A 12,586-nucleotide genomic window follows, 5' to 3' on the forward strand; every position below is an offset into this window, starting at 1 on the left:
GTCAGCCGAACGGCGCGTAGAGGCCAGTCGGCGCCGGGATGTCGCCGACCGCCAACCGGACCAACCAGATCGCGGCGATGGCCACGGCCGCGCCCAACAACCACCGATCATGGTGCACTCCACCAAACCGCTGGGGCCACGCGGCGAGCGCTGCAGCCAGCGCCAGGACTGGCAGGGCTGGGTAGAGCCGCAGGGCTCCCACCGGATCGAGGCGGGCCAGCGCCGCCACCGATCGAGTGGCGCCACAGATCGGGCAGTAGCCACCGGTACAGCGGCGGAACGGGCACAGGACCGGGCCGTCGAGCACGGTGAGCGCGCCGAGAGCAGCGCCGACACCGACCAGGGGAAGCCAGCGAGCCGTCGAGTTCGAGCGGGTGACCACGTAGGTCATCGGTGACTGCCGATCACAGCTCGAACCGGCCACCGCCGAGATGGCGAGCGAAGAAGTCGTGGATGAGGACGAACCGCTCGACGCGGTGTCGGGGCTTGCCCGAGCGGGACAACTCGTGGTTCTCGCCGGGAAACCGCACGAACGTGGTGTCGACGCCGGCCCGTCGATAGGCCGCGAACAGCTGCTCGGCCTGCTCTGGCGGGCAGCGCCAGTCCTGCTCGGAGTGGAGGATCAGCGTGGGCGTGGAGTTGTTGGCGGCGTAGGTGATCGGCGACTGTCGACGGAGCGATTCGACGTCGGACTCGACGGTGGCTCCGCCGTACCGTCGGCCGAACCATGGACCGATGTCGCTGGTGCCGGCGAAGGTCTCCCAGTTCGACACGCATCGTTCGACCAGCGCCGCAGCAAACCGATCGGTGTGGCCGATGGCCCATGAGGTCATGAAGCCGCCGTAGCTGCCGCCACCCATACCGATGCGGGTAGCATCGACGGTGTCGAGCGCGGCCAGATGGTCGGCGACGGCCGAGACATCGAGCCAATCGGGGCCGCCCATGTCGCCGATCACCGCCCGTCCGAACACGATGCCGTAGCCGTCGGATCCTCGAGGGTTGGCGCCGATCACGACGTAGCCGGCAGCGGCCGCAAGTTGGAACTCGTCGAAGAAGTTGAGACCGTAGATGCTCATCGGCCCGCCGTGGACGTACAACAGACCGGGCCGCCGCTCACCGGTGGAAGGCGCCGACGCCGGCGGGTGGAGGAGGAACGCCTCGACTTCGGTCGTGTCGTCACCCGGTCCGTGCGAGGTGATCGTCACGACCTGGGGCTCGACCAGGTCGAGTTCGGCGAGGAGGTCGTGGTTGAGGCCGAGGACCACCGAAGCGGGCTCGCCGTCGACCATCACGCTGCAATCCCACACCTCTGCCGGCCGGGTGGGCGTCGAGACCGTGGCGAGGAGAAGCCGACCATCGGCCGAGGCCGTGAACGCTCCCGCCATGCCGCGTACGGGCGCAACGACGGTGGTCGTCCCGGTGGCGAGGTCGTAGCGGTCGATCGTGATGGTGCCGCCCCGGATGCCCGGCAGCAGGAGTGCCCCGTCGATGGCGACGGGACCAGCCGAGCCGCCGAGCAGGGCGGTGCAGTTGACGTCGTCGGTGCCGATTCGCTCTGGCCCTTCGACCCCGGCTGGGTCGAGGAGGTGAGGCTGGTCGAACGAGGTGATGGCAGCCTCGCAATGGCCAGTGGCGAAGGGCCGGCCGTCCCGGGTCCAACCGACCGCCGACCACGACCCTCCGGGCTCGGTCAGACGAGCGGCGTCGCCGCCCGCTGCGCTCAGCAGCCAGACGCTGGTGGCGCCGGAGAACTCGTGGTCGTCATCGGGAAGGATGGCCAGGATGCTCGTGCCATCGGGGGCGGGCGCGGCGCCGGTGCAGTCGAGGCTTCGGAGATCGAGCGAGGTCGACGTAAGCCACCCGACCCCTCCGGTCGCCAGGTCGATGATGGCGATGTTGCGTTGCCGGTCGTGGATCCAGTTGCGAGCGTTGAACCGGTAGTCGAGAGCGGTGATGACACGTGGACGCCTGGCCAGTTCATCATCGTCGACGCCCTCCTGCTCGGGCGGCCGGCGAGGGGCGACCACGACGAGGTGCTCGTCATCGAGCCACTGCACGTCGACCGCAGCATCGGGGATCGAGTCGAAGACCGTGACGGCACTCGACCCGAGGTCGAGCACCGCTGCGTGTGCCGGTGACGCCACGTCGGCTCGAAGGAACGCCAGTTGCGAGCCGTCGGGTGAGAAGACCGGGTGCGTGTCCCGATGACCGTCGAGCAGGAGGGTGGGTTCGGCCTCGTCGTCCAATGCCTTCCGCCACAGCCGGGAGCGGATCTCGTCGGTGGCGTCGTCGGGCCAGGCGATCGTGCAGACGAACGAGCCTTCGTCGGGTGCAAGGGCGATGTCGGCTGCGTACTCGAGCCGGTACAGGTCGGTCGGCTTCAGCGGGCGCACCATCACCGCGCTCCTATCGGTGCGTCGATGGTCGGGAAACAGCCGATGATCTCGGTCAACCAGGCGTTGACGTGCGAGCTCCGGCTGGCGTCGGTCTTGCCGAGTCGAACGATCACCAGGTCGCGCTCGGGGACGACGACGATTCGCTGCCCTTCGTACCCCTGGCACGCAAAGGCCGCCGTGTCGTCGGGCCACAGCCACCAGTGTTCGCCGTACCAGTGTTCTTCGTCGACATGCGGGTCGACCGGAGTGCGGGCCGCATCGACCCAGCCCACGGGGAGCAGCCGTTCGCCGTCCCACACACCGTCGCGGAGGTAGAGATAGCCGAACCGTGCAAAGTCTTGTGCTGTTGCGTAGACGAAGGACGAGCCGATGAAGGTGCCGGCATCGTCGAACTTCGGGATGGCGCTGGACATGCCGATCGGTCCGAAGAGGCGCCGGTCCAGGTAGCCGCGCACGGCATCGGCGTCGGAGGACACGGCGGGCCGACCGGGTGTCCCGGCGATCAGGCGCCCGCACAGGGCAGCGATGATGTTGGTCGTACCGCTCGAGTAGCTGAACGTGGTGCCGGGGGCGTGGAGGAGCGGAAACGATTCGGCGTAGCCGGCGACGTCGCCTCGCCCGGCGCCGAAGAGCATCTCGATCACATGCGAGATCTGGTCGTCGACGTAGTCCTCGACGAATTCGAGGCCGCTGGTCATCCGCAGCAGATCCCGGGTGGTGATGGTGCGTCGGTCGTCGTCGGCCCAGCGGGCGACATCGGCCGGTTGGTCGACGTCGATCAGCCCGTCGAGGGTCAACAGGCCAACGAGTGCCTGGGTGATGCTCTTGCCCATCGACCACGAGATCAGGGTGTCGTCGCTGGCCGTGTTGGGACCGTAGGCCTCGGTCACCAGTCGCCCACGATGGATCACGACGAGCGCAAGATTGTCGGCGGTGGCAGCTTCGGGGTCGGGCCCGAAGCCTCGCTGCACCAGCGAGGTGAGGCGATCGGCGTCGACGTCGTCGGCCGGGTCGCTCGTCGGCCATGTGTCGGTCGGCCACGCCATGCCGTCGGGTTGCGGCGGAAGCGGCGGACGTCGGGTTGGCTTCCGTGAGCTGCTCGGTGGCGGCGCGCCGTCGGTCGAGGTGTCAGTCATGCCGTTCCTTTCCCACGGGGGTGAACGTGACGGTGCGGGCCTCGGTGTCGACGGCGTCGAGCTGCACCAGGATCTCGGTGCCGAGCTGGAGCCGATCGGAGCTCACGGTGGTCACGACCGCGGGGTCGAGAAGTTGGATCTTGGCGACGTCGCGGCGGTCGTCGACGTCGATGACGAATGCCCGGAACGTCTCGCCCACCTGATCGCCGAGCAGGATCGCCTCGGTGTAGTCGATGATCGCCCGTTCGAGCGACGACTCGTGGGAGCGGGCCCGGCCCATCAAGGTCGGAAGATCGTCGAGCGCGTCGACGGCCCACTGCGGCGGTGACTCGCCGGCGTAGAGCGCAAGGAGGATCTCGTTGCCGAAACGATCGACCAGACGACGCAGCGGCGCAGTGACGTGGGCGTAGACGGAGGCGATCGCACCGTGCTCGTACTCGTCGGGCAGGACGCCATCGAACGCCACGTAGCCGGCACCCCGGAACGAACGGGCCGCCTGCAGCAGGAACGCAGCACGTAGCGAGTTGGTGGGCTCGACGGTACGAATGAACTCTGGGTAGTCGAGCTCGGTCGGCCAGTCGATCCCGAGAGCGCGCGCCTGGTGGCGGAGCGCTCGGAGGTCCTGCCGGCGGGTGGGTGGCAGCGTGCGCAGGATGCCGATCTTGTGCTCGACCATCTTCGAGCCGGCGACGATGCCCGTGAGAAGCGAGATCTGCGCATTCCAGTCCTCGACCGGGAGCGAGGTGTCGTACGCCAGCGCGTAACCGCCCGACGGTGTTCGCTCGATCTCCTGGCTCGGCAGGTTGAGGCTGACACCGCCCCGATCGACCTCTCGTTGGAGGCGCAGCGAGCCGACCACCTGGAGCGGTCGGAGGGCGGGGTCGCCGGCATCGATCCGCCGCTGTGCCTCGGCATACGAGATGGCTTCGCGAACCGTCACGGTGGCTCGCTCGAGGTGTGAACCGGCGATCTCGCCTTGGGCGCCGAGGTCGATCGTCCACAGCAACGCCGGCCGATCGACACCGGGGAGCAGACTCGCTCGATCCTCGGAGATCATCGGTGGGTGCAACGGTGTCCGCAGATCAGGTGAGTAGCGGGTCGTGCCTCGTTCCCGGGCCTCACGGTCGATGGGCCCTCCGGGTTCGATGAACGCGCCGAGGTCGGCGATGGCGTAGTGGACCCGGAATCCGGTGGCGGTCTCCTCGATGACGAGCGCCTGGTCGAGGTCGGTCGCACCCGGAGGGTCGATGGCGATGAACGGGAGATCGCGAGCGTCGCGACGGGTGACGTCGGGCGGCGTGGCCGCCTCGGCTGCGGCGAGGACGTCGTCGGGGAACGTCGTGGGCACGTGGAGTTCCGCCCGGATCCGTGCGAATCCCGCCTCGAAGTCGGTGGGGGCATGGACGCGGAGCTGCTTCACGGCTGCTCAACCTAGTGGCGTAGCGAAGGGTCAGTCCCGATCGAGGGCACAGTTGTCGATCAGTCGCGGGATCCCGACGCGAGCGGCGATCAGGAGGCGGCAGTTCCCTTCGAGCCGAGCGGGCACCTCGAGCGTGGCGGCGTCGACGGCCGCCACGTAGTCGAGCGACGCTAGGGGTTCCGCCAGAACGACGTCACGCATCGCGTCCATCACCGTGGCGGGATCGTCGCTGGTGGCCGCCGTTTCGAGTCCGGCGTCGAGGGCGCGTCGCAGCACGATCGCTGCGGCCCGGTGCTCGGGATCGAGGTAGACGTTTCGACTCGACATGGCGAGGCCATCGGGTTCACGCACGATCGGACAACCGATGACGTCGACCGGGATCGACAGATCGGCGACCATGCGGCGAATGACGGCGAGCTGCTGGAAGTCTTTCTCACCGAAGAACGCCCGACAGGCACCGACGATCGAGAACAGTTTGGTCACGACCGTGGCGACGCCGGCGAAGTGGGTGGGACGACTGGCACCCTCCCACAACTGGGAGAGTCCGCCGACGCTGACCGAGGTGAGCACCGGTCCGAACGGATACATCTCCTCGACGGTGGGCGTGAACAGCAGATCGACGCCGGCCTCGGAAGCGAGTTCGGTGTCGCGTTCGAGATCACGTGGGTACGCGGACAGGTCTTCGTTCGCGGCGAATTGCAGCGGATTTACGAAGATCGAGGAAACGACGAGATCGGATTGCGGCCGAGCGGCGCGCATGAGCGAAGCGTGGCCATCGTGGAGGTAGCCCATGGTGGGGACGAACCCGACCGAGCGACCCTCGGAGCGAGCGGCATCGAGGCGGGCACGGAGCTCGTCGATCGTGGCGATGCGTTCGAGGGTCATGGACGTCCTTCGTCGTTGGATGCAGCGGCATCTGATGGAGATGATGGTGCGTTCTGCCATGGGTGTCCCGCCAGTTCGGCGGCGCCGCGACTGAGGACCTCGTACAGCTCGAGTTCCTCGGCGGGAAGCGCCGCCAGATGCGCAGCGATGGTGGCCCAGTCGGACCGAGCGGCGGGACCGGTGAGTGCGGCGGCCGGCCCGAGGCGGATCACGTTGTCGAGGGTCGCCGACATCAGCTGCCAGTACGCGCCAGGCGGAATGCCAACGGCGTCGGCCAACCGCTCGACCTGCGCGCACAACGACACCAGATGGTTCGAGGCGATGGCGGCGGTGGCGTGGTACAGCGAGCGTTGGTCGTCCTCGACCCGGACGGCCTGGCCGCCGAGTTGCTCGACGATGGCGGCTGCGAGTGGGGCGCCGGCAACAGCGAAGACCGCGCCGGCCAGCAGACGTCGGGCGCCGGTCTCGGCGTCGGGCAGGGAGACCAGCGGATGGAGCGAGGCGACGAGGGTATGAGGCTGTAGGTCGCTCAGCGGACGGGAGCCGGCGAGGTGCATGATGACGGCATCGCACGAACCGATCTGCTCGGCGACCGTGGCGATGGAGTGGTCAGGCACGGCGACGATCACGAGGTCGACGTCGACCCCCGCATGGCGAACGTCGTCGTTTCGGCCGAGTGATCCGGCGAACGACCAGCCGACCGCTTCGAGCGCACGAGTCATCGAACCCCCGGCTCGTCCGAGACCGATCGTGCGGAACCGAGGACGTGGAGCTTCGCCGCGAGCAGTCATGGTGGGGAGGTGCCGGCGATCAGTCGTCGGCGAGTAGGGCGGCTTCGACCCGGGTGAAGATGTTCCGGAACGCCTCGAACTCGTCGGGCTCGATCAGATCGATGAGATAGCGGCGAACGTCGTCGACGTGCCCAGGAGCGGCCGCTTCGAGCTGACGGAACCCCTCGTCGGTGAGAAGCGCGTTGGTGCCGCGTCCGTCGTTCGGGCAGTCCACCCGGTCGATCAGTCCCTTGGCGACCAATCGATCGATGCGGTACGTGAGTCGCGACTTCGACACCAGGACCGTGGAGGCGAGCTGGCTCATGCGGAGCCGTCGTTCGGGCGCTTCGGAGAGATGGACGAGGATCTCGTAGTCGGTGCTCGAGAGGTCGGAGCGATCCGACAGCCCGTGGTCGAGCCGCTCGGAGAGCAGCGAGGTGGCGTGGAGGAATCGTCGCCACGCATCTTGCTGCTCGTCGTCCAGCCACCGAGTCATGTCGTCCAGCGTAGGCGCACTGTCAACGCCGACCGCGCCCCGAGGCGGCGAGAAGGGACCAAGGTCACGCGGCGAGGTGGTTCACTTTTGAATTACCTTCCGTTATGGTTCAAAACCGAACAACCTCCAACGCAAGGACTTCTCCATGACCACTACAGTGCTCCCCCTCGCCACCGGCACCTGGACCTCCGACCTCGCCCACTCGTCGGTCGAGTTCACGGTTCGTCACCTCGGCCTCACCAAGGTGCGCGGCCGCTTCAACCAGTTCGACGCTTCGATCGTCGTCGGTGACTCGCTCGAGGCGAGCACCGTCACCGCCGAGATCGCCATGTCGTCGGTCGACACCAACAACACCGACCGCGACGCCCACCTGCTCAGCACCGACTTCTTCGGCGTCGACGCCAACCCGACCATGACGTTCCGATCGACCGGTATCAGCGGTGCCGGCGACGACTGGACGCTCGTGGGTGACCTCACCATCAACGGCATCACGAAGTCGGTCGAACTCGATGTCGAGTTCTACGGGCTGGCGACCGATCCGTACGGCAACGCCAAGGCCGGATTCGCCGGAGAGACCACGATCAGCCGCAAGGACTTCGGCATCGAGTTCAACGCCCCGTTGGAGACCGGCGGTGTCCTGCTCGCCGACAAGGTGGCGATCCAGCTCGAGCTCCAATTCGTTGCGGCCGGATGAGGCAGGACACGGTGGCGTCAGGCAAGGTGGCAGCATGAGCGCGCCAAGCGAACACGAGCCAAGCCAACGCCGGCCCGCCGATCGAGCGGCCGAGTGGGAGGCGCTGCGTGAGCGCTACCTACTGCCGCCCGACCAGCGGCCCACCACCATTGTCCAGGGCGTGCACCACCTCGCCCTGTTGTGCTCCGATGTCGAGCAGACGATCCGCTTCTACCAGGAGCTGTTGGGCTTCCCATTGGTCGAGTTGTTCGAGAACCGCGACTACGAGGGCTCGACCCACTTCTTCTTCGACATCGGGCACGGCAATCTGCTGGCCTTCTTCGACTTCCCCGACCTCGGTCTGGGGCCGTATGCGGAGGTGCTCGGTGGTTTCCACCACCTGGCCCTCTCGGTCACCCGGGACCACTACGACGCGGCCATCGAGCGCCTTCGTGCCGCTGGGGTGCAGGTCGATCTGGTGGCCGGAGAGTCCGCCTACTTCCGCGATCCCGACGGGACCCGGCTCGAACTGTTGGCGGCCCCGCTCCACGAGATGCTCGGTCGCTCCCTCGTCGACTGACCCTCTGCGACGAACGGCTCAATGCCGTTGGCACCGAGGGCACCAGGTCGTCGTGCGGGCGTCGACCACCGCGGAGCGAAGGGTCGTGCCGCAGCGCTCACACGGCAACCCGGCCCGACCGTAGGCGTGGAGCTCTTGCTGATTGCCGCCCGTGCCTCCCTCGACGTTGCGATAGTCCCGCAACGTCGTGCCGCCGAGCTCGATGCCCTGTTCCAACACCTCGCGTAGGGCATCGAGCAGGTCGCCGGCACGCTCCACACCCAGCCGGGTCACGATGGGGTTGATGCGGGCCAGCCACAGCGCCTCATCGGCGTAGATGTTGCCGACCCCGGCGATGGGCCGCTGCGACAGCAGCTTGGTCTTGAGCGCTCGACGGCTGGAGCCCAGCAGCTGATGGAATCGTCTCGGGGTCAACGCTGGGTCCCACGGTTCGGGCCCGGCGTGGTGCAACGTCGGGATGTCGGCGTAATCGCCGGTGGCGACGAACCGCAGGCGACCGAAGCGCCGGACGTCGACGAACTCGAGTGTTTCCTCGCCGTCGAGCTCCCACCAGGCCCGGAGGTACGGGTTGGCCAGGTCGGGCCCACCGTCTCGGAACGAGAGCTTGCCGGTCATGCCGAGGTGGACGACGAGTTCACGGTCGGCCGCCGTGGGCAGCAGGAGGTATTTGCCCCGCCGAGTGGGTTGGCCGAACCGGTGCCCGACCGCAGCGCGAGCAGGGGTGAACTTGGCGGAGTCGTGCGACCCGGCTCGCACGACGGTGCGCCCGGCGAGACGGGGCGCCAGTTGGCGGCGAACGGTCTCGACTTCGGGGAGTTCCGGCACGGCGCCGAGCCTACTGTCGCGTGCCGGTGGCGATACGAGGGCGTTTGGTGGCCCCGTTCCGTCTGACCGGTGCGGGCGTTTGGGGAACAAGGTCCCGCCCGGCCGTCGTCGGCGGTGCGTATCGTCGGGGGCATGGAACTCGTGCTCCCGCCGTCGCCAGCCAGTCCCGAGGAGATCGCCGACGCTCTGGTCGAGCAGCTCCCCGAGAACGCCCAGCTCGTCGTCCCGATCGGGAACGGCGAGCCGGTCAAGCTGCTCGACGCCATCGAGGAGCGGGCGTGTGATTTCAAGAACGTCACGATCCACCAGATGCACGCGCTGCACGACCGGCCCTACCTCCATGGTGCGTATCGCGGGTACCTCAACCATGTGTCGTGGTTCCTCTCGCACATCACGCGCAAGGCCTACGAAGCAGGCGGCTGTGAATTCGCCCCGGCCAACTTCTCCGAGGTGCCGCTGCGGCTGCTGGAACGCAACCCGGTCGCGGTGCTGGCCGCGGTGAGTCCGCCGGACCGCAACGGCCACTTCTCGCTCGGCACCAGCGCCGACTACGCCTCGCCGATGATCGGTCGGGTGCCGTTCATCGTCGAGGTGAACCAGCGGATGCCGCGCACCTTCGGCGAGAACCGGGTCCGCCATCAGAACACGCTGGGTTGGTGCGAGGCCGACTACCCGCTTGTCGAGACCACGGCCAACGAGCCGAGCGAGATCGACAAGACCATCGCTGCGCTCGTCGCCGAGCGGATCGGCGATGGCTCCACCCTGCAACTCGGGATCGGGTCGGTGCCGAGCCAGGTTGCCAAGCTGCTCGTCGATCGCAAGGATCTGGCCATCCATACCGAGCTGTTCAGCGATCCGCTGGTCGACCTGATCGAGTCGGGCGCCGCCACCGGGCGCTACAAAAGTCGTTCCAAGGGGCGAGCGCTCACCACGTTCGCACTCGGAACGCAGCGTCTCTATGACTTCCTCGACAACAACGACGAGGTGATCTTCGTCGGGGTGAACGAGGTCAACGATCCCCGCCTGGTCGGCCGCGAGCCCCGGTTCGCCTCGGTCAACGCCACGCTGCAGGTCGACCTGTTCGGACAGTGCGCCTCCGAGACCATCGGCACCCGCTATTTCTCGGGCAGCGGTGGCCAAGCCGACTTCGCCCGTGGCGCCCAGTACTCCGAGAACGGCCAGGGCTTCATCGTGCTCCCCTCCACCACGGCCGGCGGTCGTATCAGCCGGATCACCCCCACGCTCAACAGCGGCGCCGTCGTCACGACCAACAAGAACACCGTCGACAACGTGGTGACCGAGTTCGGCATTGCCGAGCTCCGGGGGCTCACCATGTCCCAGCGAGCGCATGCCCTCATTGCCATCGCCCACCCCGACCATCGGGCGTGGTTGACCCGCGAGGCCGAAGCCAACGGCATGATCCGCTGAGCTCAGCAGCGTCGATCAGAGGTCGAGTTGGAGGGCCGTTGGGTCGACCGGTGCGAGCGCCGTGATCTCCGGAAGCTCGGAGCCCGACAGCGCCCGGAGCTCGTTCCAGACCTGGATGGCCAGCTCGGGCGCATCGACGTTGTCCGGGGTGTGGACGAACACGTGGGGCGTCGCGCCGGCCATCGACCACTCGACGAGTTTGGGGAACCAACCACGCCAAAGCCGCAGCGATGCCTCGTGGTCGCTCTGGCCGATGAGGCGAATGAGAGGCTGAGCCCCGGTCGCCACCGGCCGAACCGGTAGCCGGGGCTTTGCGGCGTGAGCCTCGTGCTCCTCCTTCGTCACCGGGGGCGCAGCGAACAGGGCACGAGAGTCGAGGATCACCCGGTTGACCGCCCGTGCCGCCAGGGCGTCGTTGAGAAGGCGCTCGCTGCGGCCACCGGGACTGAACTCGGGGTGGCGGACCTCGACCGCCCATGCCGGCTCGACATCGAGACCGTGGGTGCGACCCACGACCGAGTCGAGGAAGTCGACCAGGACTCCGAGGTCCTCCGGTCCGAACGAGGCGGGGAGTTGAACTTGGAGGGGACCGAGGCGGTCGGCCAGCGGACCGAGGGTGTCGAGGAACTCGACCAGCGGCTTCTCGATGTTGCGGAGTCGCCGTTCGTGGGTGAGGTGGCGAGGCAGCTTGAAGCAGAACCGCATACCGGACGGTGCCTGCTGGGCCCAGCGCTCGACCGTTTCGGGCTTGGGCGCGGCGTAGAACGTCGTGTTGCCCTCGACCGTCGTGAACCGCCGGCCGTACCAGGCAAGTTCGCCGCCCGGAGCAATGCCGTAGCGATCGCGCCAGGGAGGATGGGCCCACATGGCGCAACCGATGCGGAGCCGATCGGGGGAGCCCTCGGTCGGTGGGATCGCTCGCAACGGCACCCGCCGAGATTAGGTCGTAGGGTGCCCGTTGTGAGCAGCCCATCGACCATCCACGATCTTCCGACGCCGGCGCTCGTGGTCGAGAAGTCCGTCTTCGACCACAACGTTGCGGCGATGGCCGCAGCGCTTCCGGGTGATCGGCTCCGACCGCACGTGAAGGCGTTCAAGTCGACACGACTGGCCGAGCAACTGGTGGCCGCCGGTCATCGCAACTTCTGCGCAGCGACCGTGCGGGAGATCGAGGGCATGGCGCAGGCCGGACTCGGCCACGATCTGCTGCTCGCCAACGAGACCTATGACTACTCCCGCCTCGGCCCGCTCGTCGAGGCCGGTGCCGACATCACCGTGGCGGTCGACTCCGATACGGTGCTCGACGCTGCGATCGCCGGTGGGGTCCGCCGGGTGCTGATCGACGTCGAGGTCGGGCTGCCGAGGTGCGGCTGCGCCGTCGACGACGCCGGTCGACTCGCCGACCGTGCACGCTCGGCGGGTCTCGATGTGCGCGGCGTCATGGGCTACGAGGGCCATCTGATGATGGTGCAGCCACCTGATGACAAGGCGGCGCGAGTGGAAGCGTCGATGGCCTTGCTGCTGCAGGCACACGAGGCGGTCGGCGGCGACATCGTGTCGGGTGGCGGCACTGGCACCTACGCCGTGAACCGCTGGGTCACCGAGGTGCAGGCTGGCTCCTACTGCCTCCTCGACACCGACTACGCCAAGCTCGACTCACCCTTCCGGATCGCGCTCGGTGTGCTGGGCACCGTCGTCTCGGTGAACGCCAAGGGTTGGGCCGTGGTCGACGCCGGATTGAAGGCGTTCGGACTGGATCACGGGCTGCCGACCCCGGTCGATGCCGATCTCATGTTCCTGTCCGACGAGCACGCAACGCTGAAGAACCGCGACGGCGCCATTGCGATCGGTGACCGCATCCGGTTCCTCCCGGCGCACGTCGATCCGACCGTCGCCCGCCACCGGCAGTACTGGGTGGTCGATGGTGAGAGCGTGGTCGACGAGTGGCCGATCGATCTCCGCCACTGGTGAGTCGGT

At 67.8% G+C, this 12,586-nt stretch carries 13 protein-coding genes; 4 read left to right on the top strand and 9 right to left on the bottom strand.

Annotated features, from left to right (window positions below; all coding sequences use genetic code 11):
• Window position 1: 1 nt before the first annotated feature.
• From R2733_12760 to R2733_12790, 7 genes are all read right to left on the bottom strand, one after another.
• A complete protein-coding gene (locus tag R2733_12760) occupies window positions 2-391 on the bottom strand; it encodes a DUF2752 domain-containing protein (protein MEZ5377369.1) in 390 nt (129 codons plus the stop codon).
• Window positions 392-404: 13 nt separating this feature from the next.
• Window positions 405-2,396: a S9 family peptidase gene (locus R2733_12765; protein MEZ5377370.1), complete on the bottom strand. Its 1,992-nt coding sequence runs from the start codon at window positions 2,394-2,396 to the stop codon at window positions 405-407.
• Window positions 2,396-3,532, bottom strand: coding sequence for a serine hydrolase (locus tag R2733_12770; protein ID MEZ5377371.1), 1,137 nt, complete (start codon window positions 3,530-3,532; stop codon window positions 2,396-2,398). The genes R2733_12765 and R2733_12770 overlap by 1 nt, the downstream gene beginning before the upstream one ends.
• Window positions 3,525-4,952 carry an RNB domain-containing ribonuclease gene (locus R2733_12775; protein MEZ5377372.1) on the bottom strand — a complete coding sequence of 476 codons (1,428 nt, stop codon included), beginning with the start codon at window positions 4,950-4,952 and terminating at the stop codon, window positions 3,525-3,527. The genes R2733_12770 and R2733_12775 overlap by 8 nt, the downstream gene beginning before the upstream one ends.
• A 30-nt stretch (window positions 4,953-4,982) precedes the next feature.
• Entirely contained in the window at window positions 4,983-5,837 is an 855-nt protein-coding gene (gene panC / locus R2733_12780) for a pantoate--beta-alanine ligase (protein MEZ5377373.1), read from the bottom strand.
• The gene (locus tag R2733_12785) at window positions 5,834-6,559 is read right to left on the bottom strand and encodes a DUF2520 domain-containing protein (GenBank protein MEZ5377374.1); all 726 of its coding nucleotides are present in this window, start codon (window positions 6,557-6,559) and stop codon (window positions 5,834-5,836) included. The genes panC and R2733_12785 overlap by 4 nt, the downstream gene beginning before the upstream one ends.
• An 88-nt stretch (window positions 6,560-6,647) precedes the next feature.
• Window positions 6,648-7,103 carry a MarR family transcriptional regulator gene (locus R2733_12790; protein ID MEZ5377375.1) on the bottom strand — a complete coding sequence of 152 codons (456 nt, stop codon included), beginning with the start codon at window positions 7,101-7,103 and terminating at the stop codon, window positions 6,648-6,650.
• A 145-nt stretch (window positions 7,104-7,248) separates the two neighbouring features.
• Between R2733_12790 and R2733_12795 the strand changes: the two genes are divergently transcribed.
• Both R2733_12795 and R2733_12800 read left to right on the top strand, forming a co-directional pair.
• Entirely contained in the window at window positions 7,249-7,797 is a 549-nt protein-coding gene (locus R2733_12795) for a YceI family protein (protein MEZ5377376.1), read from the top strand.
• A 34-nt stretch (window positions 7,798-7,831) separates the two neighbouring features.
• A complete protein-coding gene (locus tag R2733_12800) occupies window positions 7,832-8,356 on the top strand; it encodes a VOC family protein (protein MEZ5377377.1) in 525 nt (174 codons plus the stop codon).
• Window positions 8,357-8,374: 18 nt separating this feature from the next.
• On the opposite strand, the gene mutM is transcribed toward R2733_12800, so the two are convergent.
• Complete coding sequence (gene mutM / locus R2733_12805; GenBank protein ID MEZ5377378.1) at window positions 8,375-9,181, bottom strand: bifunctional DNA-formamidopyrimidine glycosylase/DNA-(apurinic or apyrimidinic site) lyase; 807 nt, start codon at window positions 9,179-9,181, stop codon at window positions 8,375-8,377.
• 132 nt (window positions 9,182-9,313) lie between these two features.
• On the opposite strand from mutM, the gene R2733_12810 reads away from it, so the two are divergent.
• Window positions 9,314-10,609: an acetyl-CoA hydrolase/transferase C-terminal domain-containing protein gene (locus R2733_12810; GenBank protein MEZ5377379.1), complete on the top strand. Its 1,296-nt coding sequence runs from the start codon at window positions 9,314-9,316 to the stop codon at window positions 10,607-10,609.
• 15 nt (window positions 10,610-10,624) lie between these two features.
• On the opposite strand, the gene R2733_12815 is transcribed toward R2733_12810, so the two are convergent.
• Entirely contained in the window at window positions 10,625-11,539 is a 915-nt protein-coding gene (locus R2733_12815) for a DUF72 domain-containing protein (protein MEZ5377380.1), read from the bottom strand.
• Between the two features lie 30 nt (window positions 11,540-11,569).
• Here R2733_12815 and R2733_12820 point away from each other — a divergent pair, with 30 nt between their 5' ends.
• On the top strand, window positions 11,570-12,580 hold the full coding sequence (locus R2733_12820; GenBank protein ID MEZ5377381.1) for an alanine racemase: 1,011 nt from the start codon (window positions 11,570-11,572) through the stop codon (window positions 12,578-12,580).
• Window positions 12,581-12,586: the final 6 nt, after the last annotated feature.

The sequence above is a fragment of the Acidimicrobiales bacterium genome (assembly GCA_041394265.1).
Classification (GTDB): Bacteria; Actinomycetota; Acidimicrobiia; order Acidimicrobiales; family SZUA-35; genus JBBQUN01.